The sequence below is a fragment of the Streptomyces sp. NRRL F-5650 genome (genome assembly GCF_000721365.1).
In the GTDB taxonomy this organism is placed as follows: Bacteria; Actinomycetota; Actinomycetes; order Streptomycetales; family Streptomycetaceae; genus Streptomyces; species Streptomyces ardesiacus.
Genome location: NZ_JOGV01000042.1, coordinates 1 through 18277, shown reverse-complemented (window position 1 = coordinate 18277; position 18277 = coordinate 1). Strand labels below are relative to the sequence as shown.

Genomic DNA, 18277 nt, shown 5'->3' with positions numbered 1-18277 from the left:
CCGGCCCCAGGGGGCGTCGGGGTCAGTTGGCCGGCGTCAGGTGCCGCGTGCGCCGACCGCGCAGCGTCTGCCACACGGCACCCAGGGCCAGCGACTGGACCAGAGCGGAGAGCACGATGCCGCCGACGAAGAACCACGCCGGGGCGTCGCCGCCCCAGCCCGCCTCGCCGAGCCAGGCCACGAAGCCGAAGGCCGGGAAGGTGAACAGGGCCGGCCAGACCCAGATGAGGGAGGCGTCGGGGCCGGAGGCGAAGAGGGGCTCCGCCGCGGCGAGGGCCATCGCGCCGCCGACCAGGGCCAGGTACACCGCCGAGACGCGGTTGGCGACGGCCAGGCGGGCCAGGGCGCGCATCCGGTCGGCGCGTAGCCGGTCGACGAGGATGCGGCTGATGCGGCTGATGCGTGTCCGGCTGGTGGTCTTCGTCATCGGTCTCGGCCCCCGGGGGTCGTGTGCGTCCGGCTTGCTGTCCCCAGGGTCGGACGGGCACGGTTTCGGGGGCCTGAGTACCCGTACTCAAGTCGTACGACGCGACACCCAGGGGTGGTCGTACGACTTGAGTACGGCGTGCTGCTACGCCGTACCGCTACGGCGTACCGCTACGGCGTCAGCCGCACTGGCAGGGGCTGCCCGACTGGCAGCCGCAGCCGCAGCCCGAGCCGCAGCCGCACGCGGCGATCAGCGGGAGGCTGCGGATCTCGGCGGGCTGCTCGGTGGGGCGTTCCTGTGCGGGGTCGGGCCTCGTGCTGGGGGAATCGGCCATGGTTCCTCCTGGAAGCGGGTGCGATGGACCCGGGTGTGTGAGTCCATTGCACGCCCCGGCGGCCGTCGCATCAACGGCGCACTGGAGCGAGCGCGCGCCCCCCGGCCCGCTCCCGCGCGGCTCAGGCCCCCTCGACCTGCGTCGCCGGCTGGATGTCCGCCTGGAGGTCGTCCGCGTGCTCGCCGGTGACCAGGTAGACCACCCGCTTGGCGACCGCGACCGCGTGGTCGGCGTACCGCTCGTAGTAGCGGCCCAGCAGCGTCACGTCGACCGCCGTCTCGATGCCGTGCTTCCAGCGGTCGTCCATCAGGTGCTGGAAGAGGGTGCGGTGCAGGAGGTCCATGGCGTCGTCGTCCTGCTCCAGTTGGAGCGCCAGGTCGACGTCCTTGGTGATGATCACCTCGGCGGCCTTCGCCATGAGGCGCTGCGCGAGCTGGCCCATCTCCAGGATGGTCGCGTGCAGGTCGTGCGGCACCGCGCGCTCCGGGTAGCGCAGCCGGGCCAGCTTGGCCACGTGCTGGGCCAGGTCGCCCGAGCGCTCCAGGTCGGCCGACATCCGCAGCGAGGTGACGACGATGCGCAGGTCCGTCGCCACCGGCTGCTGGCGGGCCAGCAGCGTTATCGCCCGCGCCTCCAGCTCGTGCTGGAGGTCGTCGACCTTCTGGTCCGCCTCGATGACGGCCTCGGCCAGCTTGAGGTCGGAGTCGAGGATCGCGGTCGTGGCGCGTCCGATCGCCGACCCGACCAGCCGGGCCATCTCCACCAGACCGTCACCGATCGAATCAAGTTCCTCGTGGTACGCGTCCCGCATCAGGATTCCCTCTCGTACGTCCGTTTAGGGGCGCGAGGAGTGGCCTCGTGCCCCTCGCCGTGCCCCCACGCTGCCACGTTCCGTCCCGTACGCGTCCGTTTCCGGCACCCCACATGAACCGTCCCTGGCTCCAAGGTGAACTCTGGGCGACGAGTGTTCGAGGTCGCACCCCGATGGCTGGGGCACGGCCGTTCGGCGTGCCTAACCTGGAGACATGGACGTGAACGCGGCGGTCGCCGCAGTGGCGGCGATCGCCGGAGTGCTCACCGGTGTCATCGCCGTGCTGGCGTTCCGCTGGAGCGAGCGGGAGCAGAAGCGCCCCACGCGCAGCTCGCTGCACACGGACCCGGTGCTGCCGCCGGGCGTCGACACCGTCCTGTCCGTACTGCGCTCCTCCGCCGTCGTCCTCGACGAGGCCGACGCGGTGGTCAAGGCCAGCTCGGCGGCGTACGCCCTCGGCCTGGTCCGCGGCGGCAGGCTCGCCGTCGAGCCGATGCTGCAGATGGCCAGGGACACCCGGCGGGACGGGGAGATACGGCAGGTCGAGCTGGACCTGCCGCGGCGCGGCAACGGGCGGGGAGAGGCCCTCGCCGTCTCCGCACGCGTCGCGCCCCTCGGGTCCCGGCTGGTGCTGCTGCTGGTCGAGGACCTCACCGAGGCCCGCCGCATCGAGGCCGTACGGCGGGACTTCGTCGCCAACGTGAGCCACGAGCTCAAGACCCCGGTGGGGGCGCTCTCGCTGCTGTCCGAGGCCGTCATGGACGCCTCCGACGACCCGGAGGCCGTGGAGCGGTTCGCCGGGCGGATGCAGATCGAGGCGACCCGGCTCACCAACCTGGTGCAGGAGCTCATCGACCTCTCCCGGGTGCAGAACGACGACCCCCTCGACGACGCCGAGCCCGTGCGGGTGGACGAGCTGGTCGACGAGGCCATCGACCGCTGCCGGCACGCGGCCGGCACGAAGCAGATCACCATGGCGGCCGGAGGCACGGCGGACCTGCACGTGCGCGGCAACCGCGGCCAGCTCGCCGCCGCCCTCGGCAACCTCGTCGAGAACGCCGTCAACTACTCGCCGGCCCGCACCCGCGTCGGCATCGCCGCCCGCCGCGTCGCCGCCACCGGCGGCGACCTGATCGAGATCGCCGTGACCGACCAGGGCATCGGCATCTCGGAGAAGGACAAGGAGCGCGTCTTCGAGCGCTTCTACCGCGTCGACCCGGCCCGCTCCCGGGCCACCGGAGGCACCGGTCTGGGTCTCGCGATCGTCAAGCACGTGGTCGCCTCGCACGGCGGGGAGGTCACGGTGTGGAGCGCCGAAGGCCAGGGCTCCACCTTCACCCTGCGACTGCCGGAGGCGGGCCCCGCCCGCGACCGCCGTGCGCAGCAGCGGTCCGACCGCGCCGGGCTCGACGACGAGACCGAGCGGCCGTCCTCATCCCCCGAATCCCCCGATACATCCGCGTACGAAACGTTTCCCGCCCCGGAGGTCCTTCCGTGACCCGTGTGCTCGTCGTCGAGGACGAGGAGTCCTTCTCCGACGCCCTGTCGTACATGCTCCGCAAGGAGGGCTTCGAGGTCGCCATCGCGACCACCGGCCCCGACGGACTCGACGAGTTCGAGCGCAACGGCGCCGACCTCGTGCTCCTCGACCTGATGCTGCCCGGCCTGCCGGGCACCGAGGTCTGCCGCCAGCTACGCGGCCGCTCCAACGTCCCCGTGATCATGGTGACCGCCAAGGACAGCGAGATCGACAAGGTCGTCGGGCTGGAGATAGGGGCCGACGACTACGTCACCAAGCCCTTCTCCTCCCGCGAGCTGGTCGCCCGCATCCGTGCCGTACTGCGCCGGCGCGGCGAGCCGGAGGAGGTCGCCCCGGCCGCGCTGGAGGCCGGGCCCGTCCGGATGGACGTCGACCGGCACGTGGTGACCGTCGGCGGCACCAAGGTCGACCTGCCGCTCAAGGAGTTCGACCTGCTGGAGATGCTGCTGCGCAACGCGGGCCGCGTGCTGACCCGCATGCAGCTCATCGACCGGGTGTGGGGCGCCGACTACGTCGGGGACACCAAGACCCTCGACGTCCACGTCAAGCGCCTGCGCGCCAAGATCGAACCCGACCCGGGTGCGCCGCGGTACCTGGTGACGGTGCGCGGACTGGGGTACAAGTTCGAGCCGTAGGCCGCGTGCCGTACGCGGCCCGTACGCGGCTTACGGCCCGTACGCGGCCCACGGGCCGGACGTGACGAAGGGCGGGACCTCACGGAGAGGTCCCGCCCTTCGGCGTAGCCGGTACGGCGCTCAGTGGCCGGCTTCGGCGTCCGTGCCGGTGCCGTTCTCCTGGGAGGTGCCGTCGGCCGGGGCGCCGGACTCGCCGGAGGAGGCGCCGTCGGACTCGCCGGCCGACGGGGCACCCGAGGAGGCGCCGTCGGACGGCTCGCCCGAGGCGTCGGTGGACGCCTGGCCGGAGGCGTCGTCGGAGGGCGTCGCGCCCGGGGCCGACGGGACGTCGCTCGGACCCCACTTGGAGAAGTAGCTCTCGGCCGGGACGACCAGGGCGCGCAGGCTCACCTCGCCGGTCTTGCTGAAGGTGAAGGTGATCTTCTGCGCGTTGCCGTCCTGGATCGCCTCGCGGCTGCTGGGCAGGACGGCGGCGGCGTTGTCCTTGCCGCCGAGGATCAGGGAGCCGCCGGCCGGGACGACCAGGTCGCCCTTCTCGCCCTTGGCGGGCTTCAGCTCGGCGGTCTTGCCGCCGCCGGGGACGGTGATGGACTCCAGGGTCTGGTCCGACCGGCCGTTGTTGAACAGGGTGACGGCGACCACGGCCGGGCCGGTCGACTTCAGATCGGGCTGCGTGATGACGACCGCGTTCTGGACCTCGATGTCGCCGACGGTCGTCGCAGCGTGATCCGGCTTGATCTCCAGCGTCTGGGCGTTGTGACCGGCACCGCACGCGGCGAGCGAGGCGATCGAGAACGCGATGGCGGCGGCGGCGAGGGCACCGCGTCGAAGGCTGCTGCTCACGGCGGCGGCAACTCCTTGGACTCGAGCGTGGTGGCGGCAACGGATAAAGCCGCCCTAAGTGGCTGTCAGCGGCCTTAGGCTACCGAGCCGTTCTCGGGCCGCCGCACCCGACCCTCCCCGAAGGCACCCGGCTTCGCCCGGCAGGCGGTAGGGCACGGGCGGGGGCGGAGCGCTGCCGGGGCGCGGCACGGGCGGGGTTCCGACGGGGTTCGCGCGGGGTCCGGACGGGGTTCGGGTGCGCTTCAGGTTCGTTCCGTACGTCGTTTTGCCGCTCGTACTCGTCCGACATTCAGCTATGCGGCCCTGCGCCATACCGGTCGCGGATCGGTGTGCGAAATGCCGGTGAAGGAATGCGCCGGCGGGCCGGGGAATTGATCACCGGCGCGCCGGGCGGGGCACCCTCGTGATCAATTCGGGATTCGTCCGGAACCCCGCCGCGGCCACCGAACGGAGTAGCGGAAGTCGCACGCATGGAACCGGACATATCGGGATCTTCGGGCGCGCGGCACGGGCTCCGGAGGTGTGTGACGTGCGTGTTTCGTCCGCCCTGAACAGCCGCTCCGACCTGCGAATACTTTCTTCCGCTCGCCCCGCGCAGCACGTTCCTGTTGCTGTTGTCAAGCCCCGAGATATGCCCTGACCTGCGAAAACGCCATTCAGAAGACGCCGTTTCCGTGTTACCCTGGATAGCCACGGAAGGGGTACCTGTCACATGACGTTCAAGGTTGGCGACACCGTGGTCTATCCCCATCACGGGGCCGCGCTGATCGAGGCTATCGAAACTCGCCAGATCAAAGGCGTGGACAAGACCTACTTGGTGCTGAAGGTCGCCCAGGGCGACCTGACGGTACGTGTGCCAGCGGACAATGCGGAGTTCGTCGGCGTGCGTGATGTGGTCGGTCAGGACGGGCTGGACCGGGTCTTCGAGGTGCTGCGCGCGCCGTACGCCGAGGAGCCCACGAACTGGTCGCGTCGTTACAAGGCAAACCTGGAGAAGCTCGCCTCCGGCGACGTCATCAAGGTCGCGGAAGTCGTGCGCGACCTGTGGCGGCGCGAGCGCGAGCGCGGACTCTCCGCAGGTGAGAAGCGCATGCTCGCCAAGGCCCGCCAGATCCTGGTGAGCGAGCTGGCCCTCGCGGAGAACACCAACGAGGACAAGGCGGAGGCCCTGCTCGACGAGGTGCTCGCCTCCTGAGCCCACTGGACCGGGGCGGGGCGGCATGCCCTCGGCCACTCGGTCCAGCGCACTGAAATGCCGCGGTGCCCGATGACATCCTTGCTGTCGCCGGGCGCTGCGGCATGTTCGTACCCGGATACCTGTTTCGGCATCCGGACGTGCGGACGACCATGATCCTCGTACGCTCGTCCCGGGAAGGCTCCCCCCGTTCCTGGCGTGCCGGGCCCGGGCTGCTGGCTCGACCAGGGTCACGGAAGGGTCCGGTCAAGGCGTCGCGCCCGGCACGGTGAGGCCATACCCACGTAGGTCGAGCACACAAACCTGACAGGAACCGATGTCTGACGAATCGCGTCCCTCGCCCACCGAAACCCCGGCCCCGGCGCACGCCGGGGCACCGGCCGCGGACCGTTCGCGGGCCCGGACCGCCGCCGTGATCCCGGCCGCGGGCCGGGGCGTACGGCTCGGCCCGGGGGCCCCCAAGGCCCTGCGCGCGCTGGGCGGCACGCCCATGCTCATCCACGCGGTCCGGGCGATGGCCGCCTCCCGGGGGGTTTCCCTCGTCGTGGTCGTCGCACCGCCCGACGGCGCGGCCGAGGTCAAGAACCTCCTCGACACCCATGCGCTGCCCGAGTGGACCGACTTCCTCGTGGTGCCCGGCGGCGAGAGCCGGCAGGAGTCCGTACGGCTCGGCCTGGACGCGCTGCCGCCCGAGTACGACATCGTCCTCGTCCACGACGCCGCCCGGCCGCTGGTGCCGGTGGACACCGTGGACGCCGTGATCGACGCCGTGCGGGAGGGCGCGCCCGCCGTGGTGCCGGCGGTGCCGCTCGCCGACACCGTCAAGCAGGTCGAGCCCGCCGCGGCGCCGGGGGAGCCGGAGCCGGTGGTGGCGACGCCGGAGCGGGCTCGGCTGCGGGCGGTGCAGACCCCGCAGGGGTTCGACCGCGCGACGCTGGTGCGGGCCCACGGGACGGTGACCGACGACGTCACCGACGACGCGAGCATGGTCGAACGGCTCGGGCTCACGGTGGTGGTGGTGCCGGGGCACGAGGAGGCGTTCAAGGTGACGCGCCCGCTCGACCTGGTGCTCGCGGAGGCGGTACTGGCGCGCAGGAGGCTGAACGATGGGTTCTGAGACGGACGCGGGGCCCGTGCTGCCGCAGGTGGGGATCGGCACGGACATCCACGCCTTCGAGGACGGGCGCGAGCTGTGGTGCGCGGGGCTGAAGTGGGAGGGCGAGGGGCCGGGGCTCGCCGGGCACTCCGACGCGGACGTCGTCGCCCACGCGGCGTGCAACGCGCTGTTCTCCGCGGCGGGGCTCGGGGACCTGGGACAGCACTTCGGCACCGGGCGGCCGGAGTGGTCGGGGGCGTCCGGGGTGACGTTGCTGACGGAGGCCGCGCGGATCGTGCGGGAGGCGGGGTTCCGGATCGGGAACGTCGCGGTGCAGGTGGTGGGGGCGCGGCCGAAGATCGGGAAGCGGCGGGGGGAGGCGGAGGCGGTGCTCTCCGGGGCCGTGGGGGCGCCGGTGTCCGTGTCGGGGGCGACGACGGACGGGCTGGGGTTCCCCGGGCGGGGAGAGGGACTGATGGCGGTGGCCACGGCGTTGGTCGTACGGGTGGGTTAGGACGGCGGGTGGGTCAGACGGCGGTGAGGCGGGGGTTGGGTGAGGCACGGGGTGGGTGAGACGCGGGTGGTCCGGCACCCCGCGTTGCCCCGCCGTGCAGGGCTCCGCCCCGCACCCCGCCAGGGGCTCCGCCCCTGGACCCCGGCCTATGCCCACCCACCACCCGACTCGGTCGGCCAAGAGGCGCCCCCTCGGGGTTCTGGCTCGGTCGGCCGGGAGGGCGCCGCTTTGTGGTTTCGGCTCGGGCGGTTGGAGGGCGCCGCTTCGGGGTTCTGGCTCGGTCGGTCGGGAGGGTGCCGCTTCGGGGTTTCGGCTCGGTCGGCCGGGAGGGCGCTCCTCCGGGGTTCCGGCTCGGTCGGCCGGGAGGGTGCTCCTCCGGGGTTCCGTCGAGGTCGGCCAGGAACGTGCCCTCGCCGGGGGTTCCGGCTCGGTCGGCCGGGAGGGTGTGCCCCTTCGGGGTTCCGGTGCGGTCGGTGCGGGGGTGCCTCGCCGGGGTTTCGGCTCGGTTGTGACTCGGTCCGGCAACAACCGGTATGTGTGCCCTGGGCACTGTCCGGGGCCTACTACCCTGGACTCGTGACTATTCGCCTGTACGACACCAGCGCCCGGCAGATCCGTGACTTCGCCCCCCTCACGCCGGGCTGTGTCTCGATCTACCTGTGCGGTGCCACCGTGCAGGCCGCCCCGCACATCGGGCACGTCCGGTCGGGGCTGAACTTCGACATCATGCGCCGCTGGTTCGCCTACCGCGGCTACGACGTGACGTTCATCCGCAACGTCACCGACATCGACGACAAGATCATCAAGAAGGCGGCCGAGCAGAACCGCCCCTGGTGGTCCATCGGGTACGAGAACGAGCGGGCGTTCAACGACGCCTACGACGCCCTCGGCTGCCTGCCGCCCACGTACGAACCGCGCGCCACCGGCCACATCACCGAGATGGTCGAGATGATGCGCGGCCTCATCGAGCGCGGGCACGCCTACGAGGCCGACGGCAACGTCTACTTCGACGTCCGGTCCCTGCCGGGCTACCTGTCGCTGTCCAACCAGGACCTCGACGAGCTGCGCCAGCCCGCCGGGGAGGGCGAGACCGGCAAGCGGGACCCGCGCGACTTCGCCATGTGGAAGGCGGCCAAGCCCGGCGAGCCGAGCTGGGAGACGCCGTGGGGGCGGGGACGGCCCGGCTGGCACCTGGAGTGCTCCGCCATGGCGCACAAGTACCTGGGCGAGGAGTTCGACGTCCACGGCGGCGGGATCGACCTGATCTTCCCCCACCACGAGAACGAGATCGCCCAGGCCAAGGGCTTCGGCGACGCCTTCGCCCGGTACTGGGTGCACAACGCCTGGGTCACCATGAGCGGCGAGAAGATGTCCAAGTCGCTCGGCAACAGCGTGCTCGTCGGCGAGATGGTGAAGAAGTGGCGGCCGGTCGTGCTGCGGTACTACCTCGGCACCCCGCACTACCGCTCCACCATCGAGTACAGCGAGGAGTCCCTGCGCGAGGCCGAGTCGGCGTACGCGCGGATCGAGGGCTTCGCGCAGCGGGTGACGGAGCTGGCCGGCCACGCCGTCGAGCCCGCCGACGAGGTGCCGCCCGCCTTCGCCGAGGCGATGGACGACGACCTCGGCGTCCCGCAGGCGCTCGCGATCGTGCACACCACCGTCCGGCAGGGCAACAGCGCGCTGGCCGCCGACGACAAGGAGGCCGCCGTCGCCCGCCTCGCCGAGGTTCGGGCCATGCTCGGCGTGCTCGGCCTGGACCCGCTGGACGCCCAGTGGGCGGGGGAGCAGGAGCAGGGCGAGGACCTGCGGCACGTCGTCGACAGCCTCGTACGGCTCGTGCTCGACCAGCGCGAGGCCGCGCGGGCACGGAAGGACTGGGCCACCGCCGACGCCATCCGCGACCGGCTCGCCCGGTCCGGACTCGCCATCGAGGACAGCCCGCAGGGACCCCGCTGGAGCCTCGGCCCCCGCTGACCGGCGGGGCGGCGAGAGCCGGACCCGTAGATCGATTGTGCCGCCCGGCCCTCCGGGCGGCACACTGCATACGACGCACCACCACGCCAAGCACCACGCACACTCCCGTAGAGAGCGGAGACAGGTAACTCATGGCCGCGAACAACCGCCGCATGTCCGGCAAGAAGGGCGCGCAGGTCGGCAGCGGCGGCAAGCGACGCCGGGGCCTGGAGGGCAAGGGACCCACGCCCCCCGCCGAGATGCGCAAGGGGCACGCCAAGCAGCGCGCCGCCAACGCCAAGGCGCGCCGCGCCACGGGCCGCCCGCAGGCGCGGCGCGGCGGCGGCCGGTCGACGTCCGAGCTGGTCGTCGGCCGCAACCCGGTCGTCGAGGCACTGCGCGAGGGCGTGCCCGCCTCCACGCTCTACGTCCAGCAGTTCATCGACAACGACGAGCGGGTGCGCGAGGCCCTCCAGCTCGCCGCCGAGCGCGGCGGGATCAACCTCATGGAGGCCCCGCGTCCCGAGCTGGACCGGATGACCAACGGGCTGAACCACCAGGGGCTCGTGCTCCAGGTGCCGCCCTACGAGTACGCGCACCCCGAGGACCTGGTCGCCGCCGCCCGCGACGAGGGCGCCGCCCCGCTGATCGTCGCCCTCGACGGGGTGACCGACCCGCGCAACCTCGGTGCGGTCGTCCGCTCCGTCTCCGCCTTCGGCGGCCACGGCGTCGTCGTGCCCGAGCGGCGCGCGGCCGGTATGACGGCGGGCGCGTGGAAGACGTCCGCCGGCACGGCCGCCCGCACGCCGGTGGCGCGCGCCACCAACCTCACCCGGGCGCTGGAGTCGTACCAGAAGGCCGGGCTCACGGTCGTCGGCCTCGCCGCCGACGGCGAGGCCGAACTCGGCGACCTGGAGGCCCTGGACGGGCCCGTGGTCGTCGTCGTCGGCAGCGAGGGCAAGGGCCTGTCCCGGCTCGTCGGCGAGACCTGCGACGTCCGGGTGCGGATCCCGATGCCGGGCGGCGCGGAGTCGCTGAACGCCGGTGTGGCGGCGGGGATCGTGCTGTACGAGGCGGCGCGCCGACGCTCCTGAACGGACGTTCGCCGCATAGCTCGAACGGGATGTTCGAGGCTGTCCGGACATGCTTGACGCGGTCCGGACAGATCGGGGCGGTCAAGGCAGTGTCCTAACGACACGTCACTCGGTTAGATGAGTGTGGACACCAGAACACCCCGCACACCCACGGGGGACCGCTCGTCGGGATACGACGACGCTCCCGCGCTGAGCATGGTGAAGGTGCCGAGCGATCCGGCCCAGGTCATCGTCAACCACGCGAGTTTCCGCGTGCAGTTCGGTGCCTCCGCGCGGCGGACCCAGTCCCCGCGGATCGCGCGGCACCTGAGCGCCACCCAGAACACCGCCCGCGTGCCCGCCGCCCCGGGCCGCCGCCGCCCCGTCGTGTGGAGCGGGCGCTCCGACCCGGACGACACCGGCGCGCACCGGCTGCTCCAGGCGGTGCGGGCGGGAGCCGGTCACCACGCCGACGACCCCACCGCCGACGCCGGGGCCACCCAGGTCATCCCCCGGGTCGACCTGGACGGCGGCCCCCTCGACTACGACGACGGCCCCGCCACCCAGACGCTGGAGACCCCCCTCGTCGGCGCCCAGCGCGGCCCCGTCCCCGAGGGCACCCGGCTGCTGCCCGCCATGCGCACCGTCGGCAGCGCCTACGACGAGCCCGGCTACGACACACTGGACTTCGGGACCGGACCCGACGGCCACCACGACGACGGACACCGCCCCGACGACTACGCCGGGCACGACGACCCGGAGCAGGGCGAGCCCCGCAGCAGGCGCCGCACCGACGACCCGGCGCGCCACGCCTACTTCCCCGGCCGCCGCATGAACCTCGGCGTCGTCCTGCTGCCCCTGCGCGTCTTCCTCGGCTTCATCTCCATCTACGCCGGCATGGGCAAGCTCTGCGACCCCGTCTACTTCGACGGCGGCGAACGCGGCTCCATGGTCAAGTGGCTCAACACCCTGCACCCCTGGGACGTCGCCGAACCGCTGCGCCAGTTCGCCCTCGCCCACCCCGTGGGCGCCGGACTCGTCATCGCCTTCCTCCAGGTGCTGGTCGGCGTCCTGACCGTCCTGGGCTGCTGGCAGCGGGTGGCCGCGGTCATCGGCGCGGGCCTGTCCGCAGCACTCCTCGTCACCGTGAGCTGGAAGAGCGTCCCGGCCTACGACGCGCCCGACATCATCTACCTCGCCGCCTGGTCCCCGCTGATCATCGCCGGGGCGCCCGTGTACTCCGTGGACGGCAGGCTCGCGAGCAGCGCCTGGCGGCGCCTCGGTCCCCGCTCCGACATCTGGGACCTGCGCCGCTACGTCCTGCGCCGCGGCGCCCTCGTCACCTTCCTCGTCGCCGGGGTCACCCTCCTCGTCGGCTCCGTCCTCGGCGGTGCCGTCCGGGACGCCGACCGCGTGGTCGTCCCCGGGCCCGGCGAGGCCCCGCGCAACGAACTGCCCGGCTCGCCGCTCCCGCAGGAGTCCGGCACCGGCAAGCCGAAGACCTCCTCCCCGGCGGAGGCCTCCGCCTCGCCCACCCAGGGCGCCACCGGTGACGCGGCCACCCCCTCCCGGGAGTCCGCGACCACTCCGGGAGCGACCCGGGACAGCGGCACCGCCCCCGGCGGCGGCGCACCGAGCCAGACCCAGGGCACCACGGGCCAGGCCCCGCCCCAGCGGCAGTCCTCTCCGGCCGACCAGGCCCCGAGCACCACCTCGGGCCCGACCGCCGGCGGCACCTCGACCGGCGGCGCGGGCGGCTCCGCCGACAACACCGACGGCGGCGGCGACGGCGGCGGCTCGTCGTCCACCGGGGAGCCGGGCGGACGCCTGGTGGGCGGCCTGCTGGGCTGAGGCGACACCCCTCGACAGCCCCCGACCGTCCCCGCGCCCGCGGAAAACGGACACGCAGCAGGGCCCCCGCACGTCGCGTGCGGGGGCCCTGCTGCTGCCGTATGCCTGCGTGCGGCGGGAGCCTCAGCGGCCGCTCGGCGCCGCCAGTTCCCTGGCCGCCTCCGTCAGGTCCTTCGCGGTGTCGATCGCCCGCCAGTAGGAGCCCTGCGGGATCGGGAAACCGGCCAGGCGGCGTTCGCGGGCCAGCCGGGGGAACGTGGTGCGCTCGTGGTCGCCGCGCTCCGGGAGCATCGCGGCGAACTCCGGCGAGAAGACGTACACGCCCGCGTTGATCTCGAACGTCGACGGCGGCGCCTCGATGAAGTCGGTGATGTGACCGAAGCCGTCCGTCTGCACGGCGCCCCACGGCAGCCGCGGACGGGCCAGGGCGAGGGTCGCGACGGCGCCCCGCTCGGCGTGGAAGTCGGCCATGTCACGCAGCGAGAAACGGGTCCAGATGTCGCCGTTGGTGGCGTACCAGGGCCGGTCGGGGTGCGGGAGGTGGGCGGCGGCGTAGCGGAGGCCGCCGCCGCGGCCGAGCGGTTCGGTCTCCACGACGGTGGTGACGGAGAGCGGCAGGTCGGCGCTCTTCAGCCACTTCTGCAACACCTCGGCGAGATGGCCGCAGGAGACCACGACGTCGGTGACGCCCTCCTCGGCGAGCCAGGCGAGCTGATGGCCGATGATCGGGGTCCCGGTGCCCGGGATCTCGACCATCGGCTTGGGCCGGTCGTCGGTGTAGGGGCGCAGCCGGGAACCCTGCCCGCCGGCCAGGACGACGGCTTGAACGGGGCGGCGGGACGCGGCGTTCGGATCGGTCATGCCCGAACTGTACGCGGCGCCCCGCCCGCCGCAGCGGGACAGCCCCGGACGTACGCCGCGCCCGCCTCGCCGGGCAGGCCCCGGCCCGTACGTCCCGGCCGTACGTCCCGGCCCTGCGCCCCGGGCAGGCGTTAGCCGTGCGCGGCCAGGACGCCCGAGGCGAAGGCGGTGTCGCAGACGGGACGGGCGTAGGACTGGGCGCGCGTCGGGCCGTACACCTTCACCGCGGCGCGGCCCAGCGCGCGGGCGATGGTCGCGCAGTGGTCGGCCAGCGACGGACGCTCGTTCACCGCCTGCTGGAGGTGGGTCAGCGCGACGCCCGGGTCCTCCTCCTGCAGCTCGGTCAGCAGCCGGTCGCGCAGCACCTCGTGCGGGGCGCGGGCGGCGCGGGCGGAGGACGCCTTGGCCGAGGAGGCCTCCGACGCCGCGAGCACCGAGTCCGAGGGATCCCCGGACCAGTCGACGCGGGTGACCGCGAGAGTCCCGGAGAGCACCAGGACGACGGGCAGGACGAAGGCGAGAGAGCGGCCGATCCGGTGGGCGGGGCCCCGGCCGCGTCGCGTCTGTCGGGTGGCGGAGTGCTTCACGGAGTGCTTCACGCGAGTGAGGGTAGCGCCCGGTAATGATTTGGCGACATTTAGTCACCCTTTCGGGGGATGAGAAGTTCTCGCGAAAGGGATAGGGGATTGACGAACAGCGGTCGAAACGTCCGGTGTGCCGGGGTATTTGTCGACAACGAAAAGAGCCCCGCAGCAGGCCGCGGGGCTCTTTTCGTCAACGCGGGTGAAATCACCCGGTCGCGTGGTTTCTCAGTCGGTGAGACGCTCGCCCGTGGAGGTCGAGAACACGTGGGTCTCGCCCGGACGCGGTACGACGTGGACGGTCGCGCCCTTCTCCGGCACCGCGCGGCTGCTCACGCGGACCACGAGGTCCTTCGACTCGCCGCCGACCTCGACCGTGCCGTAGATGTAGCCGTCGGCGCCGGTCTCCTCCACGACGTTCACCGAGACCGCCAGGCCGGCCGGGGCGTCCGCCGAGTCCTTCGACAGGGTCTTGGCGGCGCCGCCGTTCAGCTCCACCACGTCGAAGTGCTCCGGGCGCACGCCGACGGTGACCGTGCGGTCGCCCTTGTCGGCGGCGGCCTTCAGGGCGTCGCGGTTGACCGGGACGACGCTGTTGCCGAACTTCACGCCGCCGTCGGTGATCGGGACCTCGACCAGGTTCATCGCCGGGGAGCCGATGAAGCCGGCGACGAAGAGGTTCGCGGGCTTGTCGTACATGTTCCGCGGGGAGTCGACCTGCTGGAGCAGACCGTCCTTGAGGACCGCCACGCGGTCGCCCATCGTCATGGCCTCGACCTGGTCGTGGGTGACGTAGACGGTGGTGATGCCGAGACGGCGCTGGAGCGAGGCGATCTGCGTACGGGTGGAGACGCGGAGCTTGGCGTCCAGGTTGGACAGCGGCTCGTCCATGAGGAACACCTGCGGCTCGCGCACGATCGCGCGGCCCATCGCCACACGCTGGCGCTGACCGCCGGAGAGCGCCTTCGGCTTGCGGTCCAGGTACTCGGTGAGGTCGAGGATCTTCGCGGCCTCCTCGACCTTCTGCCGGATCTCCGCCTTGTTGACGCCGGCGATCTTGAGCGCGAAGCCCATGTTGTCGGCGACCGTCATGTGCGGGTACAGCGCGTAGTTCTGGAACACCATGGCGATGTCCCGGTCCTTCGGCGGCAGGTGCGTCACGTCGCGGTCACCGATGCGGATGGCGCCGCCGTTCACGTCCTCGAGCCCCGCGAGCATGCGGAGCGAGGTGGACTTGCCGCAACCGGACGGACCGACCAGGACGAGGAACTCGCCGTCCGCGATGTCGATGTCGAGACCGTCGACGGCGGGCTTGGTGGAACCCGGGTACACACGGGTCGCCTTGTCGAACGTAACAGTGGCCATGGTGAATGGGCCCCCTTCTACCGGCAGGAACGTGCCGGACGATCCGTTGTAGGAAGGTGGTGGTGTAGTCCACACGGGTGAAGCTGAGCGTGACGGTACCCGGCGTTCACCTGATCTGTCAGTACCTGGGGGCCTGTGAACTTCGCCGGAATTCTCGCATCACATCGTTCACCTGCTCTGTGTACAGTGGTGCAGCCTGCGCGCGCCCGCCGCGCGCGTGCCTCCTTAGCTCAGATGGCCAGAGCAACGCACTTGTAATGCGTAGGTCGTCGGTTCGAATCCGACAGGGGGCTCCACCAGGGAGAACGCCCCCGCGATCCTGGATCGCGGGGGCGTTCTGCGTGGGGTGGCGCTACTTGCCCTCCGGGAGCGGGGTCGCCTCGCAGACCGTGCCGGGGGCGGGGAGCCCGCCGGTCAGGAGGTAGGTGTTGACCGCGTTCCGGACGCAGGTGTTGCCGCTGTCGTAGGCGCCGTGGCCCTCGCCCTGGTAGGTGAGCTCCACGCCCACCTTCCCGCCGAGGCGTTCCGCCATGCGGGCCGTGCCCTCGTACGGGGTGGCGGGGTCGCCGGTGTTGCCGACGAGGAGGATCGGGGGTGCGCCGGGGGCGCTGACCTCGGGGTGCGGGGCGGTGCCGGGGACGGGCCAGCCGTCGCAGGTGAGGAGGGACCAGGCGAGGCCGGGGCCGAAGAGGGGGGAGGCTTCGAGGAAGTCGGGCAGGCGGGACTCCACGTCGGCGACGGTGTAGCGGTTGCTGGAGTCGTCGCAGGTGATGGCCCTGAAGGCGTCGTCCTCGTTGCTCTTCTCGCCGGAGGTGCCGCCGCCCCTGCCGCGCTGGCCGAGGGCTTCCGCGAGGTCGTGGAGGACGTCGGCGTCGTCGTCGGCGGCGGCTTCCAGGCCGACGCGGAGGGCGGGCCAGTAGTCCTGGCGGTACAGGGCGCCGCTGACGGCGTCGATGAGGGCGTCGCCGTCGAGTTCGCCGCCGTCGGGGGTGGGCAGCGGGGTGTCGTCGAGGGTCTTCTCGAGGGCGGCGGTGAGTTTCACGACGGCGTCGGCGTCGGCGCCGAGTGCGCAGCCCTGCTGGGCGCACCAGGTGGCGAAGTGTTCGAAGGCGAGCTGGAAGCCGCGGGCCTGGGCGAGGGCTTCCTGGAGGGTGTCGTGGGTGGGGTCGACGACGCCGTCGAGTACGGCGCGGCCGACGTGGTCGGGGAACAAGTGGGCGTAGACGCCGCCGAGTTCGGTGCCGTAGGAGATGCCGAGGTAGTGGAGGCGGGCGTCGCCGAGGACTTGGCGGAGGAGGTCGAGGTCCTGGGCGGTCTGGGTGGTGCCGACGTGGGGGAGGACGTCGCCGGAGTTCTTCTGGCAGGCGACGGCCGTCGCGCGGTTGAACCGGACGAGGGCGTTGGCCTCGGCGGTGCCGTCGTCGGGGGTGTGGTCGATGTCGTCCTCGTCGGGGAGGGCGGCGTCGAGGCAGCGGACGGGGGCGCTGTTGCCGACGCCGCGGGGGTCGAAGCTGACGAGGTCGTAGCGGGTGCGGAGCTTTTCGTAGTCGGCGGCGAGGCCGGGGAGGGTGGCGACGCCGGAGCCGCCGGGGCCGCCGAAGTTGAAGAGGAGGGAGCCGATCCGGTCGTCGGGGGTGCCGCTGGAGCGGGCTCGGATCAGGGCGAGGTCGATGGTGTCGCCGGAGGGCTTCTTCCAGTCCAACGGCGTGCGCAGGGTGGCGCATTGCCACCGGGTGCCGTCGGGGAGCGCGGTGGGGGCCTTGCCGCCGCCCTGGGCGGGGGAGGGGGCGGGGCAGGGTTTCCAGTCGGGGGACTGGCTGCGGAGGCTGGTGAGGGCCTGTGCGTCGGTGGTGGTGCCGCCGGTGCCGTGTCGCCGGTCGCGTTCCTGGTCCGTCGGCGCGCACGCCGTCAGGGACGAGGCGAGCAGGGTGGCCGTGGACAGCAGGACGGCGGTGGATATCGCTCGTGCTGTGGGCATGGCCTCAGCCTCTGGCGGCCGGGCGGGGGACGCATGGCGTGGCGTCCGTTCGGGTGGGCCCCGCCGGTTGTGGTGCGTGGCGGGTGGCGGGGCCCCGGCGGGGTCAGGAGGAGCGGTTGGCGCTGGAGGGGCCGAAGAACTCGATCTCGGCGATGGCGACCTGCTTGTTGGCGGAGGCGGCGTGGGCGGATTCGATGGTGAAGCGGACCTTGGTGACCTCGCCGACGCGGAAGGGGCGTCGCTGGCCGCCGGCGCCCTGGTCGAGGGTGAGGTCGCGGGTCTTGATCGAGCCGTCCTTCATGGTGATGGTCGCCTTGATGCGGTGGGGCAGGGCCGATTCCTGGAGCTTGTTGGCCCGGGAGGAGACGCCGGGGGTGATGATCACGTCCAGCAGGCGGGTCGGCTCGGTGAAGGTGGCCTCGACCCATTCGCCCTGGCCGGACTCCGAGATGCCGGGGCCCCACCAGGTGTTGCTGAGCTTGTCGATGAGGAGCTCGGGCTTGTGGCCGGGGAAGGAGTGCGAGGCCGTGATGCCGTCGGGGGAGACGGGGGCGCGCTTGGCGAAGTGGTCGCGGGTGTTGTCGATGCCGTCGGGGACGTAGACGAAGCCGAGGACGGCGAGGGAGCCGACGACGGCGACGGTGATCCAGGTGCCGATGCGGTCGAAGACGCGGCGCAGGCGGGGGCGGTCGCCGGCCCAGGGGGTTTCCCGGCGTCGTCCGCCGAACAGGCGGCGCCACCAGGGGGCGCGCCCGGGGTCCTGGTCGTTGCTCGCGGCGAGGGGCATGGCGCAGCGGGCGCAGTAGTGGCGGTCGGGGCGGTTGGGGGTGGAGCACCAGGGGCAGGGCGGGCCGTTGGCGATGTCGGGCTGGTGGCCGGGGGCGCGGACCTGGGGGCGGTCGGCGTCGGGGCGGCCGGGCAGGACGGGGGCGACGGCCTGGGGCGCGGGGGCCGGGGCCTCGGGGTCGGCGACGGGGACGAGGAGGGAGCGGGCGCGGTCGGACATGGTGTCGGTGAGGGCGCCCGGGGCCGCGGCGGCGGGCACCGGGGTGGTGGGGGCCGTCTCGTCGGTGGCGGGCTCGCGGGTGCCGGAGCCGGAGCCGGTGCCGGTGCCGGTGCCGGAGCCGGAGCCGGTGCCGGTGGCGGGCGGGTGGGCCCGGTCCGCCGTGTTGCCGTCGTCGGTGTCCGGGGCGTCCGGGGTGCCCGCCGTGTGGGGG

The 18277-nt window shown here is 72.7% G+C and carries 17 protein-coding genes and 1 tRNA gene; 9 read left to right on the top strand and 9 right to left on the bottom strand.

Translation table 11 applies throughout. From position 1 onward, the window contains the following. Positions 1-22: 22 nt before the first annotated feature. The 3 genes from IG88_RS0129555 to phoU all read right to left on the bottom strand — a co-directional run bounded on the left by IG88_RS0129555 (position 23) and on the right by phoU (position 1572). Positions 23-427 (bottom strand): SCO4225 family membrane protein, encoded by a 405-nt coding sequence (locus tag IG88_RS0129555; protein ID WP_078861646.1) that lies wholly within the window; start codon positions 425-427, stop codon positions 23-25. Positions 428-605: 178 nt separating this feature from the next. Next, on the bottom strand, positions 606-761 hold the full coding sequence (locus IG88_RS43880; RefSeq protein WP_199807517.1) for a hypothetical protein: 156 nt from the start codon (positions 759-761) through the stop codon (positions 606-608). 121 nt (positions 762-882) lie between these two features. Next, the gene (phoU, locus tag IG88_RS0129545) at positions 883-1572 is read right to left on the bottom strand and encodes a phosphate signaling complex protein PhoU (RefSeq protein WP_031047766.1); all 690 of its coding nucleotides are present in this window, start codon (positions 1570-1572) and stop codon (positions 883-885) included. Between the two features lie 214 nt (positions 1573-1786). Between phoU and IG88_RS0129540 the strand changes: the two genes are divergently transcribed. Continuing rightward, the gene (locus IG88_RS0129540) at positions 1787-3070 is read left to right on the top strand and encodes a sensor histidine kinase (RefSeq protein WP_031047764.1); all 1284 of its coding nucleotides are present in this window, start codon (positions 1787-1789) and stop codon (positions 3068-3070) included. Further along, positions 3067-3747, top strand: a complete 681-nt coding sequence (locus IG88_RS0129535) for a response regulator transcription factor (RefSeq protein ID WP_003974745.1) — start codon at positions 3067-3069, stop codon at positions 3745-3747. Before IG88_RS0129540 ends, IG88_RS0129535 begins: the two co-directional genes overlap by 4 nt. Positions 3748-3867: 120 nt before the next feature. On the opposite strand, the gene IG88_RS0129530 is transcribed toward IG88_RS0129535, so the two are convergent. Continuing rightward, on the bottom strand, positions 3868-4590 hold the full coding sequence (locus tag IG88_RS0129530; protein WP_031047761.1) for a hypothetical protein: 723 nt from the start codon (positions 4588-4590) through the stop codon (positions 3868-3870). A gap of 712 nt (positions 4591-5302) precedes the next feature. Between IG88_RS0129530 and IG88_RS0129525 the strand changes: the two genes are divergently transcribed. The 6 genes from IG88_RS0129525 to IG88_RS0129500 all read left to right on the top strand — a co-directional run bounded on the left by IG88_RS0129525 (position 5303) and on the right by IG88_RS0129500 (position 12275). Continuing rightward, positions 5303-5785 carry a CarD family transcriptional regulator gene (locus IG88_RS0129525; RefSeq protein ID WP_003953493.1) on the top strand — a complete coding sequence of 161 codons (483 nt, stop codon included), beginning with the start codon at positions 5303-5305 and terminating at the stop codon, positions 5783-5785. A gap of 316 nt (positions 5786-6101) precedes the next feature. Further along, on the top strand, positions 6102-6902 hold the full coding sequence (gene ispD / locus IG88_RS0129520) for a 2-C-methyl-D-erythritol 4-phosphate cytidylyltransferase (RefSeq protein ID WP_031047757.1): 801 nt from the start codon (positions 6102-6104) through the stop codon (positions 6900-6902). Then, on the top strand, positions 6892-7395 hold the full coding sequence (gene ispF, locus IG88_RS0129515; protein WP_031047755.1) for a 2-C-methyl-D-erythritol 2,4-cyclodiphosphate synthase: 504 nt from the start codon (positions 6892-6894) through the stop codon (positions 7393-7395). The genes ispD and ispF overlap by 11 nt, the downstream gene beginning before the upstream one ends. A gap of 576 nt (positions 7396-7971) precedes the next feature. Continuing rightward, positions 7972-9372 carry a cysteine--tRNA ligase gene (cysS, locus tag IG88_RS0129510; RefSeq protein WP_031047753.1) on the top strand — a complete coding sequence of 467 codons (1401 nt, stop codon included), beginning with the start codon at positions 7972-7974 and terminating at the stop codon, positions 9370-9372. 131 nt (positions 9373-9503) lie between these two features. Beyond that, positions 9504-10445, top strand: a complete 942-nt coding sequence (gene rlmB / locus IG88_RS0129505) for a 23S rRNA (guanosine(2251)-2'-O)-methyltransferase RlmB (RefSeq protein ID WP_031047750.1) — start codon at positions 9504-9506, stop codon at positions 10443-10445. 117 nt (positions 10446-10562) lie between these two features. Further along, positions 10563-12275 (top strand): DoxX family membrane protein, encoded by a 1713-nt coding sequence (locus tag IG88_RS0129500; protein WP_063760653.1) that lies wholly within the window; start codon positions 10563-10565, stop codon positions 12273-12275. A 123-nt stretch (positions 12276-12398) separates the two neighbouring features. On the opposite strand, the gene IG88_RS0129495 is transcribed toward IG88_RS0129500, so the two are convergent. From IG88_RS0129495 to msiK, 3 genes are all read right to left on the bottom strand, one after another. Beyond that, positions 12399-13136: a nucleotidyltransferase family protein gene (locus tag IG88_RS0129495; RefSeq protein WP_031047747.1), complete on the bottom strand. Its 738-nt coding sequence runs from the start codon at positions 13134-13136 to the stop codon at positions 12399-12401. 131 nt (positions 13137-13267) lie between these two features. Next, a complete protein-coding gene (locus IG88_RS0129490) occupies positions 13268-13723 on the bottom strand; it encodes a hypothetical protein (protein ID WP_031047745.1) in 456 nt (151 codons plus the stop codon). 222 nt (positions 13724-13945) lie between these two features. Beyond that, positions 13946-15082, bottom strand: coding sequence for a diacetylchitobiose ABC transporter ATP-binding protein MsiK (gene msiK / locus IG88_RS0129485; RefSeq protein ID WP_031047742.1), 1137 nt, complete (start codon positions 15080-15082; stop codon positions 13946-13948). Positions 15083-15301: 219 nt separating this feature from the next. On the opposite strand from msiK, the gene IG88_RS0129480 reads away from it, so the two are divergent. Beyond that, positions 15302-15378: transfer RNA gene (locus IG88_RS0129480), tRNA-Thr, on the top strand. 56 nt (positions 15379-15434) lie between these two features. Here the strand turns inward: IG88_RS0129480 and IG88_RS0129475 are convergent. Together IG88_RS0129475 and IG88_RS0129470 are read right to left on the bottom strand one after the other, a co-directional pair. Continuing rightward, a complete protein-coding gene (locus tag IG88_RS0129475) occupies positions 15435-17060 on the bottom strand; it encodes an alpha/beta hydrolase (RefSeq protein ID WP_031047739.1) in 1626 nt (541 codons plus the stop codon). A 103-nt stretch (positions 17061-17163) separates the two neighbouring features. Next, the coding region (locus IG88_RS0129470; RefSeq protein ID WP_234332352.1) for an NADase-type glycan-binding domain-containing protein at positions 17164-18277 on the bottom strand (1114 nt) is incomplete at its 5' end.